Raw genomic sequence first — 17,051 nt, forward strand, 5'->3', positions numbered from 1 at the left:
TGGATCTAGGTGGAATTAGGGCGATTCAGGCGCAGGTGTGGTCTGCAATTGAATGCCTGCCAACCGGTACGCTTTATAGCGTTCGCGGGCCTGCTGCTTGAGTTTTTCATCGCAAGGCACGAAGTCTACCACTTGTGCAAAGGTCACGGCAAAATTTGGTGCATCCTGACTGAGATTGATCAGTATTGCCCGGCGACCGCTGTGTCGCAGGCCGGGCCAGCCGATTTCAACCGGAGAACCCTGTCTGGGGCCTTCTCCAATCAGGTTGTGGGGCACGAAGTTGTCGGGATCTTGCTGCCAGAGGTATTCGTCCAGCCATTCGGCCTGCTCACGGGTTTCCGCCAGCAGGAACACAGACTGGCCTTGCTGATACCACCATGCTGCTTGCTGACCGGCCAGTTTCAGCCTCGCCTCAGGTTCGGCGTCGTCAATGATATAAAAGGTAGCATGGCTCATAATGTCTTATCCGAAAAAAGGGGCCGGCTGGCCCCTCTGTCGATGATGGTTAATCGAGGTTTTCCAGCCCGGCCCGGTTGAGCAGGAACTGGACCAGCAAAGGTACCGGACGTCCGGTGGCGCCTTTGTTTTTACCGCCTGTCCAGGCGGTCCCTGCGATGTCGAGGTGCGCCCAGTTATATTTCTTGGTGAAGCGCGACAGGAAGCACCCTGCGGTAATTGTGCCAGCGCCCGGTGTACCTATGTTGGCCAGATCCGCAAACGGGCTGGCCAGCTGTTCATGGTATTCATCGTTCATTGGCAGGCGCCATGCGCGGTCGCCGGCCTGCTCAGAGGCGTTGACCAGCTCATGCGCCAGCGGGTTATGGTTAGCCATCAGACCGCTGATGTGATTGCCCAGGGCCACTACGCAGGCGCCGGTCAGAGTGGCGACGTCAATCACGCACTCAGGCTCAAAGCGCTCAACGTAAGTCAGTGCGTCACACAATACCAGGCGGCCTTCGGCATCGGTATTGAGCACTTCCACGGTTTGCCCTGACATAGTGGTCAGGATGTCACCCGGACGGTAGGCATTGCCGCCCGGCATGTTTTCACAGCCTGCCAGCACGCCTATCACATTGATGGGCAGATTCAGTTTCGCCAGTGAACGCATGGCACCGAATACGGTAGCCGCGCCACACATGTCGTATTTCATCTCGTCCATGTTGGCTGACGGCTTGATGGAAATACCGCCTGAGTCAAACGTCAGACCTTTACCGACCAGCACCAGCGGCTTGGCATTAGGATCAGGGTGACCTTTGTACTCAATGATCGACATCATGGCTTCATTTTTCGAGCCCTGGCCCACGGCCAGATACGAGGTCATGCCCAGCTCTTTCATTTCCTGCTCGCCAATGATTTTGGTGCTGACGGTGTCGAAGTCGTCTGCCAGCCGGCGGGCCTGAGAGGCCAGGTAGGCCGGATTCGCCACGTTAGGCGGCATATTGCCCAGATCTTTCGCTGCGCGGACACCTGAAGCGATCGCCAGACCATGGCTGATAGCACGTTCACCCAGTGACAGCTCGCGGCGTGTCGGGACATTGAAAACCAGCTTGCGCAGCGGGCGGCGGGTTTCCGGCTTGGTGCTCTTGAACTGGTTAAAGGTGTAGAGGCTGTCTTTGGTGGTCTCAACCGCCTGACGGACTTTCCAGTAAGTATCACGGCCTTTAACGTGCAGTTCAGTCAGGAAGCAGACGGCTTCCATTGACCCGGTTTCATTCAGCGTGCTAATAGTTTGCTTAATAATTTGTTTGTACTGGCGTTCATCCAGCTCACGCTCTTTACCACAGCCAACGAGTAAAACGCGCTCGGAAAGAACGTTCGGGACATGGTGAAGCAACAGCATCTGGCCAGGCTTTCCTTCCAGATCACCACGACGCAGCAGGGAACTGATGTAACCCTCGCTGATCTTATCCAGTTGTTCAGCAATTGGAGAGAGGCGGCGTGGTTCAAAGACGCCAACGACGATACAGGCACTGCGCTGTTTCTCGGGGCTACCACTTTTTACACTGAACTCCATGCGTACTCCTACATCCTATAAAGACAATTAGGGCTAAATGTTAGATAATACCGCACTTACTTGTTGGTTCTTGAATTCAGGTTAAGATCAAAGTGCAGGCTGACAGTTAGCCGAAAGATAAAAAAATAACTGATTTACCGGAAAATTATAGTGATTCCAGCAAAAAAACAAGTTTTCTATGGGTATATAACGCGTGATTATTGTTCGTTATTTGACACGTGAGACAATCAAGAGCCAGGTAGCGGTCCTTTTTGTATTGTTTCTTATCTTTATCAGTCAGAAGTTTATCCGCATTCTGGCTGATGCGACAGACGGATCCATTCCTGGTGATCTGGTGCTGACTCTGATGGGGCTTTATATGCCCTCAATGGCGATGCTGATGCTGCCGTTGAGTTTATATATTGGGATCCTGCTCACTTTCGGACGATTATATGCCGAAAGTGAAATCACGGTAATGAATGCAACCGGTATCGGGAACACCTTCCTGATCCGGGCGGCATTGTGGCTGGCGATTATCACAGGGGCAATTGCGGCGTTCAATGCGCTGTGGCTGGCTCCCTGGAGTGCCGAAAAAGAAACTCAGGTCATGGAGAAAGTGGAAGCAGACTCAGGTCTGGATCTGCTGGTGAAAGGCCAGTTTCAGGGCGCGCCGGATGGCCGTGGCGTGGTGTTCGTCGATGATATTTCTGACAAGGGCAGCAAGCTGCACCGGGTATTCGTCGCACAGCCGACTGCCAGTGACACATTGCGTCCCAGTGTGATGTTTGCCAACAGCGGTACTGTGGATGTACTCAAAGATGGCCGCCAGGTTCTCGATCTTCAGGATGGCGTCCGCTATGAGGGACTGCCGACCCGTTTGGACTATTCCATCACGGCTTTTGATAATTATCAGGCGGTGATTGGCCAGCGTGCAGTCAAAGAAAAAGATCGTGACTGGGATGCATTGCCAACCTTGGCCCTGATGCAGCGGCCAGAACTGGCGGCCCAGGCCGAATTCCAGTGGCGGATGTCCCTGGTGATCTGTATCCCGCTGCTAACCATGGTGGTGGTGCCTTTATCGGCAGTGAATCCGCGGCAGGGGCGCTTTGCCAAACTGGTGCCTGCGGTGCTGATCTATCTTTGTTATTTCCTGGCGATCAGCGCGGCGAAATCGGCGGTGGAAGATGGTGGGCTGCCGGTCGGTGTCGGATTGTGGAGTATTAATATTGTCATGCTGTTAGTGGCGATTGGGCTCAACAGCTGGGACTCGCTGCCAATGCGACAATTCAGAGACAAATTCCGGAGATGCGGCTGATGTTTAAAATTCTCGACTGGTACATTGGCCGTACCATTATTGCCACTTCTGCTCTGACGCTGTCGACCCTGGTGGGTCTGTCAGCCATCATCAAATACGTGGAACAGCTGCGTAAAGTGGGCGACGGGACGTACGATTTATGGAAAGCATTACTCTTTGTGCTGCTCAGCGCACCACGTGATATCGAAATGTTCTTCCCAATGGCTGTATTGCTGGGAGCGCTGATAGGTCTGGGCACACTGGCGTCCAGTTCAGAGCTGGTGGTTATGCAGGCGGCAGGCTTCTCTAAGCTGGATATCGGCCTGTCGGTGCTGAAAACCGCTGTGCCACTGATGTTGCTGGTGATGGTGCTGGGGCAGTGGGGAGCCCCGGAAGCGCAGAAAGCAGCGCGGGAATTACGTGCGATCTGGACTTCTGGCGGTAATGTGTTTTCGGTACAGCGCGGGGTCTGGGCCAAAGATGATAACGACTTTATTTACATTGGCCGAATTCATGAACAAACCAATCTTAACGCGATAAACATCTGGGAATTTGATGAAAAAGACGCGCTGAAAGACAGTTTGTTTGCCCGCTCTGCGACTTTTCTCGACGGAAAAGGCTGGGAGCTGAAAGATGTCACTGTGACCCACATTGGCGAAGAAAAGCAGGAAAATACCCATTTCGACACCAAAATCTGGCAGACCAGTCTGACCCCGGATAAGCTGGCCGTGGTCACAGTCAAGCCGGAAGAACTGGCACTTTCAGGTGTATACGATTATGTGCAGTATTTAAAAGACACCAAGCAGGATGCCTCCCGCTATGAGCTGGCATTCTGGCGTAAAGCCCTGCAGCCGTTCTCAATAGCCGTCATGATGCTGCTGGCTCTGTCTTTCGTTTTCGGGCCGTTACGTTCCGTAACTATGGGTGCACGGGTACTGTCCGGGGTGATCTTCGGGTTTGCTTTCTACATTTCTAATGAAGTGTTCGGCCCGCTGAGTATGGTGTACCGTTTGCACCCTGTTATAGGTGCGTTGGGGCCAAGTCTGGTTTTCCTCTTTATTACCCTCTATCTGCTCCGACGCAAACTCTGAGTCTGATGACAGGCTCCGATGACAGATAGACAAAAGGCGCCGTTCAGGCGCCTTTTTTGCACGTTCGATCTGCCGATCAGTTGGGTTTTGGCAGCAGCACCATTTCACATTCTGCCATCAAATCCTGCAGTGATTGTTTGGTGTGGCTGAAAGGCACCAGCAAATTGCCCAGGCCAAAGGCCGATGTCGCCATGCGGATAAGGGCTTGGGTAAAACGAATATTTGAACCATCGGCATTTTGAATGCGCAGCTTCCAGGCGCGCATTCCCAGAGTCTGGCCAGCCTTGCACCAGAAATAGCCAAAGAAGGCGACTATGGTGGCACCCAGATACACAGAGTATATCGGTGCAGCAACCGGATGCCGGGTGAGATATTCACTGGCATCAGCATAGTTGCCCAGGCTCAGTGCGCCGCTGCTGAGCAGCAGAGCAATAATGGCCATGGCAAGGCCGCCTGCCAGCATCAGTACCGCTGCGACGACCAGAGCGTCATAAATCCAGGCCCCGATCCGGCGAAATAGCCCCGGATATTGTTTGGTTTGCGTCATGTCCTTTTTCACTGTTGTTGTCATGGTTCCACCAGAAAGAGTAAGAGGGCAGGCAAACCTACTTGCCCTAAAAAAACTGCGGCACAGTGTAGCAATAGTTCCAGGCTCAGGGTACTCAAGTCGCGAGTTACCGTGCCATTGCACCTCATAGTGTCGACTGGATTGGCAACATTATGCATGGGAAAAAGCCTCAGTGATGAAAAATGCAGCAAACGGTGTATCACTCTTCATAAAGTTGCTTGCACATCAACACCGTATACGTATAATGACCGCCATTGCCCGGGTGGCGAAATTGGTAGACGCAGCGGATTCAAAATCCGCCGGTGGTAACACTGTGCCGGTTCAAGTCCGGCCCCGGGCACCAACTTCAACGACAAAGCCTCGACGAAAGTCGGGGCTTTGTCGTTTCTGCCGCTCAAAAACTTACGCTCGCTTTTTTCTTGTCATCAACCTGCGAGAGGCGAGCTTAAGCCTTTTTATCCTCATTCAATTGTGCATGAAAATGCCAGTGGCGGGATTTAGTGTACAGAGCCATACCTTGCCACAAACATCTTCACTGTTTCTTCGATCACGCTTTGCTCGTCGGCATTCTCTAGTGCGCTGAACCCATAGAGTTTCGGGTAAAACGTAAAGGCTTTCAGCTGGTAGACAAACTGCCGCGCTGCGAAGTCGCAATCTTCCACCATCAGCACACCGGCTGAATTGGCATCCTGTAAAAATTGCACCAGCGCAGTCATACAGCCGATGTCTGTATTATCAAGCGACTGCATCAGTTCGGGTTGCTGCAACATTTGCATAAAGGCAATTTTGGCGATGCGTAACAGCTGCGGTGAGGTCAGTAGGGCGACCTCCTGCCCGGCAATTTCTGTCAGCTGCTCTGCAATGTCCCGACTAGCATTAAAGGGTTTGTCCACTCCCTGGCTCAACTGCTCAAACATGCGTGCCAGGATAGCTTCAAACAGTACCTGCTTGGTGGCGAAGTGGTTATACACGGTGCGCTTTGAGACGCCGGCCTCACTAGAGACCTGATCCATACTTGTCTGTTCGACTCCCTGCTGATGAAACAGGGTTTCAGCGGCGTCCAGAATCGCCAGCCTCTTTTTCTCTGATAACGTCATGCCAGTCCTCACTATTCACCCCGGCATTGTAGCCAAACGCAAAAAAACTTGCACTACAGAGTTTACTTTTCTTTGTTTGAGTGTAAAACTACACCGTATAGTTTACTTTATTGGGTGGGGAAACATGCGTATCTGTCGATGGGCATTAACCTGTGCCGTGGGTATAGCAGTCGGAGTGATGATCGTGAATAACAACTTATCTGCCGAGATGACGGAAACCGCCGCTCAGTCTGAGCGCTTTTATGAAGGGACCTTTCATAATGACAAACACCGCGAGCAGCCGGGCTTGATGAAGACACTGGGTATCCTGACTCGCTATATCACAGAGAAGCGGGTGGATGTATCGCCCAGCAGTGCAGTACCTGTCCAGGCGTTGAGCAGAAGGCAGTTGGATGCGCTGAGCACAAATGCCATTCATGTCGTTAAATTAGGCCACTCTTCCATCTTACTCAAAGTGAAGAGTGAGTACTGGCTGCTTGATCCTGTGTTTTCTGAGCGCGCCTCGCCTTTTTCTTTTTTAGGGCCTAAGCGCTTTCATCCTGCGCCTATCAGCATAGATGCATTGCCGCCTATAGATAAAGTGCTGATTTCTCATAATCATTATGACCATTTAGATAAAGCGGCGATAAAACAACTGGCCGCGAAAACCTCGCAGTTTCTGGTGCCTCTGGGGGTGGAAGGTGATTTGAAAGACTGGGGCGTTGATGAAGCGAAAATCCTGACATTTGGCTGGTGGCAGGAACACCAGAGCAGGGATGCCATGATAGCGTTTACGCCGACCCAGCATTTTTCAGGACGCGGACTGACAGACGCGAATCAGACCTTATGGGGATCATGGGTGATCAAAACGGAGGACACCAGTTTGTATTTCAGTGGCGATTCCGGTTATTTCGACGGTTTTAAGGCCATCGGGCACAAATACGGCCCTTTTGATCTGACTATGATCGAAACCGGCGCTTATGATAAAGACTGGGCCAGCGTGCATATGACGCCGGAAGAATCGGCACAGGCCCACCTGGACTTACAGGGCAACATCATGATGCCCATCCACAACGGGACTTTTGATCTGGCGTTTCATGCCTGGTACGAACCGTTGGAACGTATCCGCTCGGTCTCCAAAGAGCGCGGTATTACTCTCACCACCCCTGTATTTGGCCAGCCAATGGCGCTGACACAGCTTCCTGTCACCACAGCCTGGTGGCGGGAGATCTGAGCCGTCAGAATTGAGTGTTCTCTGCCAGTCTCTGGCAACTGGTGGATCCGATCATTGCTGTTCGATGAACTGGGGCAACTTATTCAGCTTGGAATTCACGTCACCAAAAAACTGCATGGCGTACCTGAACCAGCCCCAGTAGCGGGTATGCTGGATGCCTGAATGTGCCGCCGGAACGCTTCCATTTCGGTCTAACGTATCTTTATCGCTTAACGTCAATGATAAAAAATGGCATAGGCCTCTACACTGTTAAGATGTTTTAACGCTGAAGTGGATAAAACAGGGAAGCGATATGATCGATCTGGTGACTTTGGGCGTAACGGTTTTTATGGGCTTTTTTGCCATTATGAATCCCATTGCCAATACGGCGGTATTCACTGGATTGACCGCCAGCCAATCAGCGCATGAAAAAAAGCAAACCGCCATTAAAGCGCTGACCGCCGCTTTTTTCATTGTCGCGGCGTTCAGTTTGCTGGGGAAAGGGATATTCCAGCTGTTCGGGATCACATTACCGGCACTGAGAATGGCCGGGGGAATATTGGTCTTTATGGTGGGTTACCATATGTTGCAGGGAAGCAGTTCTTCCATGCAGACACAAAGCCCAAGCAAGGAGGCCGAGGACGTCGCCATTTCTCCGCTGGCGATCCCGATTCTGGCGGGGCCGGGCACAATAGCAACCGCGATGAATTACTCAGCCGCAGAAAGCTTGCTGCATATTCTGATCACAATTTCTGCGTTCGGGGTGTTGTGCCTGGTCACCTTGCTGTGCTTTTTGTATGCCCAAAAGCTGGTGGCATTTCTGGGTAAAGACGGCGTGAATGTCATCACCCGTATCATGGGGTTACTCTTAACGGTAATTGCGATGCAGATGCTGATTCAGGGTGTACATGATGCGATGCATTTGTTTACGCCAGCGGGCGGTTAATGCATTAAGGATACTTGCAACATTACTAGCGAAATGTTGTAACCTGCTTATCTTTATGGCTTCAACTAGCGATGCTGGCTGAGCGTCAGGGCTGTGAGATTGTTCACTGTTTAAATCAATATATTTGTTCCTGTGTAATATGAAACTAGTCTTGCATGTGTGGTCTATCTTGGAGCGATTGCATGAAAGGTATTGGGCTAGGTTTTATCTTACTTTTGCCAGGCATGGTACTGGCGGCACAGCATAATAATACAGTGAAGATGTCATATGTCGGAGGGCGTATGGCGAGACAACGTTAGATGTATCCTCATCTGATCGTGAGGAATATGAAGAAGCGGGCTTTTCGATTGATGACACGGACAAAGGCTACAAGTTTTTCCTGGGCCACAGAATAAATCGTTACGCGGCTGTTGAAGGGTTTTTGGCGGATCTGGGTGAAGCAACACTGAGTCATCAGGATATGGCGATTTCTGCTTCTATGGAAATGGATACTTGGGGCGGGGCGGTACTGGGGATTGTGCCTTTACATCCACACATTGAAGCCTTTGCAAAGCTGGGGCTGCATGCTTGGGATATGAGCGCAAAAATGCAAGGCCAGACTCTGTTAGAGGATGATGGCACAGATGTGCTGTATGGGATTGGTGCCCGCTATATTTACTACCCGACCTATTCGGATGATGCAGTTTCTGTCCGTATCGAATATGAGCGCTTCGAGCTGGATGAGGAGAGCGTGGATTTGCTCACAGCTGGGATCAGCTACCATTTCTAAACCACCACCGGCTCAGTGAACCCAGGCTTGCCTGGGTTTTTTTGCTAATGGTAAGCAGTTTTCTGTTCACTGCCTGCCAACAATTAATAATCTGCTTTACAACCTCACTGACTATGGGCGAGACTTCTCCCTGTAAATTTTATGGTCAATGTTTTGTGCTGTTTGCTGCTGTGCAGGGCGCGATAATCTGCTAACAGGTTGAATGCTAACTATGTGGGATCCTTTATTGGAAAAAATTGAGCTGGTCATCATGTACTTTTTGACCCACAAACTCTTGCTCAGTCTGTGTGTCATACTGCTGGTGATCGTGATCCGTCGTGTCACCATCACGCGGATCCGTGGCGAGGTTAATTTTCTCAGTGAAGATCAGCGAAAATGGATCTCGCGCACCAAAAATGGTGCTTTTACCTTATTGCTGCTGACCCTTTTTCTATTATGGGAATCGGAAATCAGCAAGTTTGCCCTGTCGCTGACCGCCATTGCAGTGGCCCTGGTGGTGGCATCGAAAGAAATCATTCTCTGTATTACCGGCTCCCTGCAGCGTGCCAGTTCCCGTTCGTTCCGAATTGGCGACTGGATTGAAGTGGGACCAGTTTACGGCGAGGTTATCGAGCATAATCTGATGGCTACTGTGATTCAGGAAATTGCCCTGCAGCAAGGCCAGTACCATTACACGGGCAAAACCATTACTTTGCCGAACAGTATGTTTTTTACCGTGGCGGTAAAAAACCTGAATTTCATGAAACGCTATGTTTATCATGTGTTTACTGTCACAGTGAAAGAAACGGTGAACCTCTATCCTATGGTTCCTGTTCTGTTGGATAAAATTGACGAACATATCGCCGACTTTATCGATATAGCCAGACGCTATAACCATATGATTGAGCGCCATGCCGGGGTCGATTTACCGGGTTCAGATCCGCATATTTATATCACCACGACCGCCACGGGTGAGCAGCAGGTGCACTTTAAGCTGTTTTGTCCGACAGTGCAGGCAGCCGAACTGGAGGCGAGAATCCGGGAAGACTTTATGACCCTGTACTGTGAACAATACCTGCCTGTTACCGCCAAGGCTGTCGAGCTGGAATACCAACCAGCCTGACCCGCGCTGCATGAATTACAAAATCAATCGCAAAAAGCAGCGCCCTATGGCGCTGCTTGGCTTTTGCACAAACTGATTTTCATTGAACACAACACAATCAGGGTGGTGAATCACCACCACTGTGATAGAAGCAAGTTGCAGGCCAGCATGCCAGTTGGCAATTTCATTTTGCAGTTGCTCATTGTCGCCCACTCAGAATTTGCAATTTGAAAAGGCACAAGGCATTGTGCTACCGGATGTATAAGTATTTAAGGATGACACGTATGTTCAGTCAGGCCGTTGATCAGGATATCGAACTGGTTCTGGTGCAGCCCTCTTTCGCTGCCCGTTATGTCGAGCTGGTGAATGCGCATTTTGATTATCTGGCCCAGTGGCTGGCCTGGCCGCCACACTGTAATACTGAGGCGGATTTTACCGATTTTATCCGTCGCTCCCTGCATGATTACGCAGAGGGGAAATCCCTGGTGTGCGGCATTTTTTACCGGGGACAACTGGTCGGCAACTGCAGCTTTAATACCATAGATTACAGCCTGAAAACGGTGGATATCGGTTACTGGCTGGCGGCCGATTTTCAGGGGCAGGGCATTATTACCCGGGTATGCCGCCATCTTTGCTGCCTGGCGTTTGACCACTTTGCTATGGAGAAAGTGGTGATTTCAGCCGCGGTTGAAAATACGGCGAGCAGAGCGGTAGCGGAACGTCTGGGCATGAAGCTGGAAGGAGTGATCACCCGCAGTGAGAACCTCAACGGCCGCATCCTTGATCATGCTATTTATGCCCTCCATCGTGATTCAGAACATTAATGATTGTAAGGAGAGATAATGAGTGAAGTGACTTACCCTATTCACGGGGCCTGCCAGTGTGGCGGCGTGACGTATACATTGCTCGCACCGCCGGCAATGGTTGTGGCTTGCCACTGCAAAGAGTGCCAGAAGCTCTCGACCAGTGCGTTCAGCATTACCGCTATGGTGGACGCCAAAGACGTGGTTTTTGAAGGCGTGATGGCTGACTGGTCTCGTCCTGCTGACAGCGGTAATACCTGCGCCGCGAAATTTTGCCCGACCTGCGGCAACCGTATTTATCATTTTAATCCCAAGCAGCCTGATGCCATTAAACTGAAACCCAGTAACCTGAGTGACACCCGCGTGATTCAGCCGACTGCTCATGTCTGGGTCAGTGAAAAACAGGACTGGGTTTCTATTCCGGCTGGCGTGAAGCAATTTGCCAGGCAGCCGTAAATCCAGCCCACTCTTCCCTGCTTAATCAGTGCCTACTGCCTAACCTCGCTTGATCGTCTACCCCTTAGCTATGGGATATAACTCCAATGGTATGAAAGGTTTGTGCAGACAAGAGATTACTAATCACGGTGTTTTTTTGTTCTACACTCAGAAAGGCAATGTCCGGCAACCTCAGCATGCACGCTGTAAAAGGGCCGGGTGTAAAGCATGACATAAATAAGAATAACAGGGTATCGCGATGAGCAATGTATTCAATATTGGGCCAGGAAAGGCCTGTGGGTGGTTAGGCTTAGGTTTGCTGCTGTTATCTGGCGGCATACAGGCAAAAACAGAAGAAGAGGCAAAAGCGCAGATCAAGCAGGATCTGATAGGCTTTTGTTCAGATTGTCATGGCAGAAACGGGGTGTCTGAGCTTAAGAATGTGCCTAACCTGCGTGCCCAGCCTCCTGAGTATCTGAAAGCGCAGTTGCTGGCTTTTCGCAGTCAGCAAAGAAGCAGCTCATTCATGGATGCATTTATCTATCAGATTAATGATGCACAGATTGAGCAGGCTGTGGCCCATTTCTCTGCCCAGCCTTCGGCACTGAAAGGCAAACCAGCCTGGCGCGGTGAGAAATGGCCCGGTGACATGGCCGCCGGTGAACAGCTTGCGTATGTGGGTAATGCGTCGGCCAATGTTCCCGCCTGTGTGGCCTGCCACGGCCCAAGTGGTATTGGGGTGGAACCGGGTTTTCCACGGTTGGAGGGGCAGAAGCCTCAATACATGATCAACCAGCTTAAAGCATGGCAGGCCGGTAAACGTCCGCCAGGCCCCCTTGGTGTGATGAGTGCTATTGCCAAGTCAATGACGGATGATGAAATTGTCGCCGTTTCTCACTACTTTGCGCAACTGGGGGGCGAACAATGAAAACGCTAATGTTGTTCACTGTGTGTCTGATGAGCTCTGCGGTCTCGGCCGCCACCGAGTATGAACAAGAGTATGTGCATTTAGGCGAAGTGGAGCCGGGCAAGCGATTGCCAGAGGGAGAAAACTACCACGCCCTGCCAGACTGGAATAACCTGCCTGAAGCGCATTTTGGCGAAGCGGTAAAGAAGGGCTATACCCTTTTTACAGATACCCAATCGCTTAAAGAGCAGGGAGTGAGCAAAGGGGGGCTGAACTGTGTTAACTGCCATCTGAACGCTGGTCGTCTGGCCGGTGGCGCTCCGCTTTGGGCCGCTTATGTGGCGTATCCGGCCTACCGTTCCAAAAATGACAGAGTGAACACTTTTGAAGACAGGCTGCAGGGATGCTTTCGCTATTCGATGAACGGTGGCGATAAAGTACCGGCGCTGGACAGTGATGAAATCCGAGCCTTGACGGCGTATTCCTATTGGCTGGCAACCAATGCGCCGGTTAACAGCCAGTTACCTGGCCGCGGGTATTTCAGTGCAGACAAACCTGCACAGGCTCCTGATTTTGCACGTGGTAAAGCGGTTTATCAGGAACAATGCGCATTTTGCCATGCGCAGAACGGTGAGGGACGTAAAGCTGAAGGACGTTATGTTTTCCCGCCGCTTTGGGGAGAAGACAGTTATAACTGGGGCGCTGGTATGCACCAGATCAATACTGCGGCTGCTTTTATTAAAACCAACATGCCGCTGGGGATGGGCAATACGCTGACCGATCAGCAAGCCTGGGACGTCGCCCTGTACATCAACAGCCAGAACCGGCCCCAGGATCCGCGCTTTACCGGCAATGTAAAAGAAACCGCTGAAAAATATCATGCCCATCAGGGCATGTATGGTAAGCCTTCGCCGGCTGATAAGCACATTCTTGGTGATCCGGCTCAACAACCCAAATGACCCGGTGAGTTGAAATTAAGCGAGATAGCGAATGACGGCTCGCTGTCTCGCTTATTACGGCCGATTAAATCATTACACCTTGAAGTGACCTGCCATTTTTTCCAGTTGGGCAGAGAGGGTGGACAGCTCTTCGCTGCTGGCTGATATCTGTTCGACCGCGCTGCTGGTGTCGCGCGACATAATATAAATATTGTTGATATTATTGCTGATTTCTTCTGACACTGCAGATTGCTGCTCAGAGGCTGCCGCGATCTGAGATGTCATGTCTGCGATATGTTCCACCGATTGCACCACTTGCTGAAGGCGCTGAGTGGCATTGGTGGCCTGTTCAGAGACGCCGTAAGTGTGCTCAATGCTTCTGGTCATTACATCGCTGACGTCACGGCCGTGGTTGAGCAGGGTTTCCAGCATGGTGGCGGTGTCGCTGGTGGCATCCTGAGTGTGTTGAGCCAGATGACGCACTTCTTCTGCAACAACGGCAAAGCCACGCCCGTGTTCGCCTGCCCGTGCAGCTTCAATCGCGGCATTGAGGGCAAGCAGGTTAGTCTGGTCAGCAATGTTGCGTATGGTGTCCAGTACCTTGGTGATCTCATCTGAGCTTTGACGAAGCAGGCCCAGTTTATCGTTGGCTTCACGCATGTCACTGGACATTTCATTTAGCCTTTCAGTACTTTGCATAAGTAGGCCAGCGCAATCTGTCACTTGGGTGTTGGCATCGTTGCTGACAGTGGCGACTGTCGCTATATTGCCTGAGATATCTTTGGCTGTGGCACTCATCTGATCGATCGCCACTGTCAGCTGTGTGGTTTCCTGTTCCTGCCGCGATACAGTCTCTGCCGTCTGCACCGCACTGGCAGCTAATGCCTCCGCTTCACTGCGCTGCTGACCGGCCGCGATTTTCAGTTGATGGATGATCTCACTCAGTTTACCGGACATGGTTTTCATCGAGGCATACACCCCGGTCGCCGGTTTGTCGTCAGCCATGTCCAGACGCAGATTGCCGTCGGCAATGGCGCTGGCAATGTGTTCCATGTGCTCAGGCTCTCCGCCTATCGGTCTGGTAATGCTGCGGCTGATCAGGAGGGCGGCAGGAATGATCAGTACCAGCATAGCCAGAATGACAAAAAAACTGCTGATATTGAGCTGGCTGATGGCTGCCAGCGCTTCAGCCTGGTCGATCTCTGCAACGATAACCCAGCGTATGGCCCCGAACTGAACCGGTGCAAACGCCGATAGCACGGCGTTTCCTTTGTAGTCATTGATGGCATCAATATTGGTTTCACCCGCCAGGGCGCGGCGCACGGCTTCGGTATCAATACTGCCTTTGTCAGGATGCAGGAAAGAAGCATGTACTGAGTGGTTAACAGGGTCGATATACGAGTTGGAACGCATCAGCTTATCCGGCCCGACAAGGTAGGTTTCCCCGCTGTCACCCAGTCCGGCCCGGACGCCCATAATGGCCGTCAGACGATCGATCGGAAACTGAATAACTAATACACCAGCCAGACTTGCCCCCTGATAAACCGGGGCCGCTATGAAACCGGCCGGAGAGTGGTAAGAGGGCAGATAGAGGCTGAAATCTATCAACGCAGTCTGGCCTTTCGCCAGCGCCATTCCAGCCTGGTAAGCGTGACTGAGCAAGCTGGCACTGAAAGGGCCGTTACTCAGAGAGGTCGCAAAATCCACCTCCTTGTAGACGCTGTACACTACCTGTGACGTTTGCGCATCGATCAGAAAGAGATCGTAATAGCCTGAGGTTTCAATCAGCTCCCGAAAAAATGGGTGATAGGCAGCATGGGCCTGATCGTAGGCTGAATCACCGCTTTCATCGAGCCGTTGCTTCTCACCCAAAGGATAAGGACTGTTCGCCAGGTAGCTGGCTTGCAGTGAAATAGCTGCAGGAGAAAGCTGGCTAAATAGCGAGTCTGCGGATAACTGAAGATCCGGCGCGTTAGCCTTCAGCTTGGGGATGAACTGCTCGGTGTAAAACTGTTTGACCTGGTGACGTGCAGTCTCATCGACCGGCGGCAGTTCAGCGATTCCCTGACGCAAAGCCTTCAGTGCCTGCGCCGTGAACGGGTTGTTGGCTTCCAGTGTAATTTGCTGATTGAGTGCGGAAAAGTAACGCTCTACCGCATCCAGTTTTACTTCGCGTAATGATTCCAGCTGGTTATAGGCTTGCAGTTTTAGCGAGTCTCCGGCCTGATAAGTGGCAATGATCATCATAGCCAGTGCCGGAACCAGTCCTGACAGGAGCAAAGCGGTGAGTATTTTTTGCTGCAGTTTCATGGTTTGCCTCGTAGAAGCGACGCTGCTGTAATTCGAAATTAGTTCACGTTTTGTGCGACGACGTCAGTTAAACGCGATCAAGAGTGCGTTTTGTGATGTGAATCAAGTGTAATAATGTGAGTGTTGAATAAGCGCATTCAGGGCAGGGGCACGGATGAAGAATCAGGACAATTGTCCCAAAAATAAATGAATTTGCAGTCAGTCTCGGTGCTGAGCAGGCGATTCTTTTTCTGAACGATAAGATTCAGTCGCCCTAACTAGCAGTAATGAACTTAGTCAGGAGACTGTTTTGATGGCAAAAGTGACAACGCTGAGTGCAGAAGAGAAGCAAAATCTGGTGAATGAACTCAAACAGCTCATTGCCCTGCGCATGGGAAAATCGGTCAGTGTGACGCATCAGTTCAATGATGAACAGGGCTTAGTCGTAGCCTTTGCTGTCGAAGGACAACGCTGTATGGAAGTGGCCTTTTAGCCGCCAGTTGCCCGTGCTGAGGTAGCGACGGGCCGCTGACAGATTACACAGGATCAAAAGTGGCCAGCGCCAGTATCTGCTCGATAGTCCGGGTAAAGTCGAGACCGATTTCGCGGCTGGCCATCGGAAAGACGCTGCGCTGGGTCATACCCGGTGACGTATTCATTTCAATAGGGTAGATCTTACCGTCGTCGCCGAGAATCACATCCAGCCGGCCCCAGCCGCGGCATCCTAGCGCCTGAAAAGCCGACAGTGAAAGTTGCTGAATAGCCCGCTCTGTCTCGGTGTTAAGGTCGCTGGGGCAATGGTAACTCGCAGTCTGGGCGCCGAATTTGGCTGTCCAGTCAAAGAAAGTGTCAGAGCGAATTTGTACTACGGGCAGTGCGGTGTCACCCAGAATACCACAGGTGTATTCCCGGCCAGTGATGAAAGCCTCAAGCAGGATATCGTGGTCATATTCAAAGGCCTGCATCACTGCGGCCTCCAGCTGAGCTGAGGACTCTACTTTCGACACCCCTATGCTGCAACCCTGAGAGCTGGGTTTGACGACCAAAGGGTAGCCCAGATCGTCGGCTGCCGACTGAATCTCTTGCAGCGACTGCTGACGATGAACGGCGACCCAATTGGCATAGTGATAACCGTGTTGAGCCAATATCTGGCGTGTGCGCAGTTTATTGAGACACAGTGCCGATGTGGCCAGGCCGCTGCCGGTATAAGGGATTGTCAGCCAGTCCAGCAACCCCTGAATATGACCGCTTTCACCCAGGCTGCCATGCAGGGCAATAAAGACCTTATCGACCGACTGCAATGCCTCCAGGGTGCCGTACAGGCTGGAGGGATCAATCGCCACCACCTCATGCCCTAATTCATCAATGGCTTCGCAGACGGCCTGACCAGAACGCAGTGATACACTCCGCTCGCTCGATTCCCCGCCCATTAACACACCTACACGCATAATCAATCCCTTCCATAAGTCCGTAAGCTCATATAGTAACGAATTAGCCCTGTGATACAAAACTATTGATTTACAAAACAATAATGAAACATGACCTTGGTTCGGTAAATGACAGCTCAATCATTTACTTACCTTTAGAAAAAAAACGTGTCAGCGGATAAACGAAATCAGATCGCATGAGGTGGCATTGTTGTGATGAT

The 17,051-nt window shown here is 51.5% G+C and carries 17 protein-coding genes and 1 tRNA gene; 12 read left to right on the plus strand and 6 right to left on the minus strand.

Annotated features, from left to right (window positions below; genetic code table 11):
- Positions 1 to 15 precede the first annotated feature (15 nt).
- Both L6J37_RS00595 and pepA read right to left on the minus strand, forming a co-directional pair.
- Positions 16 to 456, minus strand: a complete 441-nt coding sequence (locus L6J37_RS00595; protein WP_192015482.1) for a DNA polymerase III subunit chi — start codon at positions 454 to 456, stop codon at positions 16 to 18.
- 49 nt (positions 457 to 505) lie between these two features.
- Entirely contained in the window at positions 506 to 2,014 is a 1,509-nt protein-coding gene (gene pepA, locus L6J37_RS00600) for a leucyl aminopeptidase (protein ID WP_192015483.1), read from the minus strand.
- A gap of 193 nt (positions 2,015 to 2,207) precedes the next feature.
- Here pepA and lptF point away from each other — a divergent pair, with 193 nt between their 5' ends.
- On the plus strand, positions 2,208 to 3,308 hold the full coding sequence (gene lptF, locus L6J37_RS00605) for an LPS export ABC transporter permease LptF (protein ID WP_237793784.1): 1,101 nt from the start codon (positions 2,208 to 2,210) through the stop codon (positions 3,306 to 3,308).
- Positions 3,308 to 4,378 carry an LPS export ABC transporter permease LptG gene (gene lptG / locus L6J37_RS00610; RefSeq protein WP_192015485.1) on the plus strand — a complete coding sequence of 357 codons (1,071 nt, stop codon included), beginning with the start codon at positions 3,308 to 3,310 and terminating at the stop codon, positions 4,376 to 4,378. Before lptF ends, lptG begins: the two co-directional genes overlap by 1 nt.
- A gap of 76 nt (positions 4,379 to 4,454) precedes the next feature.
- On the opposite strand, the gene L6J37_RS00615 is transcribed toward lptG, so the two are convergent.
- Positions 4,455 to 4,949: an RDD family protein gene (locus L6J37_RS00615; protein WP_225445135.1), complete on the minus strand. Its 495-nt coding sequence runs from the start codon at positions 4,947 to 4,949 to the stop codon at positions 4,455 to 4,457.
- 253 nt (positions 4,950 to 5,202) lie between these two features.
- On the opposite strand from L6J37_RS00615, the gene L6J37_RS00620 reads away from it, so the two are divergent.
- A tRNA-Leu gene (locus L6J37_RS00620) sits at positions 5,203 to 5,289 on the plus strand.
- Between the two features lie 154 nt (positions 5,290 to 5,443).
- On the opposite strand, the gene L6J37_RS00625 is transcribed toward L6J37_RS00620, so the two are convergent.
- Positions 5,444 to 6,043: a TetR/AcrR family transcriptional regulator gene (locus L6J37_RS00625; protein ID WP_237793786.1), complete on the minus strand. Its 600-nt coding sequence runs from the start codon at positions 6,041 to 6,043 to the stop codon at positions 5,444 to 5,446.
- A gap of 124 nt (positions 6,044 to 6,167) precedes the next feature.
- On the opposite strand from L6J37_RS00625, the gene L6J37_RS00630 reads away from it, so the two are divergent.
- From L6J37_RS00630 to L6J37_RS00665, 8 genes are all read left to right on the plus strand, one after another.
- Positions 6,168 to 7,256, plus strand: coding sequence for an MBL fold metallo-hydrolase (locus L6J37_RS00630; protein WP_237793788.1), 1,089 nt, complete (start codon positions 6,168 to 6,170; stop codon positions 7,254 to 7,256).
- Positions 7,257 to 7,548: 292 nt separating this feature from the next.
- Positions 7,549 to 8,181 (plus strand): MarC family protein, encoded by a 633-nt coding sequence (locus tag L6J37_RS00635; RefSeq protein ID WP_237793789.1) that lies wholly within the window; start codon positions 7,549 to 7,551, stop codon positions 8,179 to 8,181.
- A gap of 265 nt (positions 8,182 to 8,446) precedes the next feature.
- A complete protein-coding gene (locus L6J37_RS00640; RefSeq protein ID WP_330872732.1) occupies positions 8,447 to 8,950 on the plus strand; it encodes an outer membrane beta-barrel protein in 504 nt (167 codons plus the stop codon).
- Positions 8,951 to 9,176: 226 nt separating this feature from the next.
- Positions 9,177 to 10,052: a mechanosensitive ion channel family protein gene (locus tag L6J37_RS00645; RefSeq protein ID WP_237793790.1), complete on the plus strand. Its 876-nt coding sequence runs from the start codon at positions 9,177 to 9,179 to the stop codon at positions 10,050 to 10,052.
- A gap of 263 nt (positions 10,053 to 10,315) precedes the next feature.
- Positions 10,316 to 10,855 carry a GNAT family N-acetyltransferase gene (locus L6J37_RS00650; RefSeq protein WP_218383604.1) on the plus strand — a complete coding sequence of 180 codons (540 nt, stop codon included), beginning with the start codon at positions 10,316 to 10,318 and terminating at the stop codon, positions 10,853 to 10,855.
- Positions 10,856 to 10,882: 27 nt separating this feature from the next.
- Positions 10,883 to 11,290, plus strand: coding sequence for a GFA family protein (locus L6J37_RS00655; protein ID WP_237794024.1), 408 nt, complete (start codon positions 10,883 to 10,885; stop codon positions 11,288 to 11,290).
- A gap of 238 nt (positions 11,291 to 11,528) precedes the next feature.
- On the plus strand, positions 11,529 to 12,197 hold the full coding sequence (locus tag L6J37_RS00660) for a c-type cytochrome (RefSeq protein WP_218383462.1): 669 nt from the start codon (positions 11,529 to 11,531) through the stop codon (positions 12,195 to 12,197).
- Entirely contained in the window at positions 12,194 to 13,135 is a 942-nt protein-coding gene (locus tag L6J37_RS00665; RefSeq protein ID WP_237793791.1) for a c-type cytochrome, read from the plus strand. The genes L6J37_RS00660 and L6J37_RS00665 overlap by 4 nt, the downstream gene beginning before the upstream one ends.
- A gap of 72 nt (positions 13,136 to 13,207) precedes the next feature.
- Here L6J37_RS00665 and L6J37_RS00670 read toward each other — a convergent pair whose 3' ends face one another.
- A complete protein-coding gene (locus tag L6J37_RS00670; protein ID WP_237793792.1) occupies positions 13,208 to 15,424 on the minus strand; it encodes a methyl-accepting chemotaxis protein in 2,217 nt (738 codons plus the stop codon).
- Positions 15,425 to 15,716: 292 nt separating this feature from the next.
- On the opposite strand from L6J37_RS00670, the gene L6J37_RS00675 reads away from it, so the two are divergent.
- Positions 15,717 to 15,896, plus strand: a complete 180-nt coding sequence (locus tag L6J37_RS00675) for a hypothetical protein (protein WP_192015495.1) — start codon at positions 15,717 to 15,719, stop codon at positions 15,894 to 15,896.
- A 43-nt stretch (positions 15,897 to 15,939) separates the two neighbouring features.
- On the opposite strand, the gene L6J37_RS00680 is transcribed toward L6J37_RS00675, so the two are convergent.
- A complete protein-coding gene (locus tag L6J37_RS00680) occupies positions 15,940 to 16,851 on the minus strand; it encodes a D-alanine--D-alanine ligase (RefSeq protein WP_218383458.1) in 912 nt (303 codons plus the stop codon).
- Positions 16,852 to 17,051 lie beyond the last annotated feature (200 nt).

Origin of the sequence: Photobacterium sp. WH77 (assembly GCF_022014395.1) — a bacterium.
Classification (GTDB): domain Bacteria; phylum Pseudomonadota; class Gammaproteobacteria; order Enterobacterales; family Vibrionaceae; genus Photobacterium; species Photobacterium arenosum.

Excerpts from the sequence above, each read along its gene's own strand:
- L6J37_RS00675 (WP_192015495.1), top strand. The coding sequence starts at position 15,717 with ATGGCAAAAGTGACAACGCTGAGTGCAGAAGAGAAGCAAAATCTGGTG.
- L6J37_RS00615 (WP_225445135.1), bottom strand. The coding sequence starts at position 4,949 with ATGACAACAACAGTGAAAAAGGACATGACGCAAACCAAACAATATCCG.
- L6J37_RS00650 (WP_218383604.1), top strand. The coding sequence starts at position 10,316 with ATGTTCAGTCAGGCCGTTGATCAGGATATCGAACTGGTTCTGGTGCAG.
- pepA (WP_192015483.1), bottom strand. The coding sequence starts at position 2,014 with ATGGAGTTCAGTGTAAAAAGTGGTAGCCCCGAGAAACAGCGCAGTGCC.
- L6J37_RS00680 (WP_218383458.1), bottom strand. The coding sequence starts at position 16,851 with ATGCGTGTAGGTGTGTTAATGGGCGGGGAATCGAGCGAGCGGAGTGTA.
- L6J37_RS00660 (WP_218383462.1), top strand. The coding sequence starts at position 11,529 with ATGAGCAATGTATTCAATATTGGGCCAGGAAAGGCCTGTGGGTGGTTA.
- L6J37_RS00670 (WP_237793792.1), bottom strand. The coding sequence starts at position 15,424 with ATGAAACTGCAGCAAAAAATACTCACCGCTTTGCTCCTGTCAGGACTG.
- L6J37_RS00635 (WP_237793789.1), top strand. The coding sequence starts at position 7,549 with ATGATCGATCTGGTGACTTTGGGCGTAACGGTTTTTATGGGCTTTTTT.
- L6J37_RS00595 (WP_192015482.1), bottom strand. The coding sequence starts at position 456 with ATGAGCCATGCTACCTTTTATATCATTGACGACGCCGAACCTGAGGCG.
- L6J37_RS00625 (WP_237793786.1), bottom strand. The coding sequence starts at position 6,043 with ATGACGTTATCAGAGAAAAAGAGGCTGGCGATTCTGGACGCCGCTGAA.
- L6J37_RS00630 (WP_237793788.1), top strand. The coding sequence starts at position 6,168 with ATGCGTATCTGTCGATGGGCATTAACCTGTGCCGTGGGTATAGCAGTC.
- lptG (WP_192015485.1), top strand. The coding sequence starts at position 3,308 with ATGTTTAAAATTCTCGACTGGTACATTGGCCGTACCATTATTGCCACT.
- L6J37_RS00665 (WP_237793791.1), top strand. The coding sequence starts at position 12,194 with ATGAAAACGCTAATGTTGTTCACTGTGTGTCTGATGAGCTCTGCGGTC.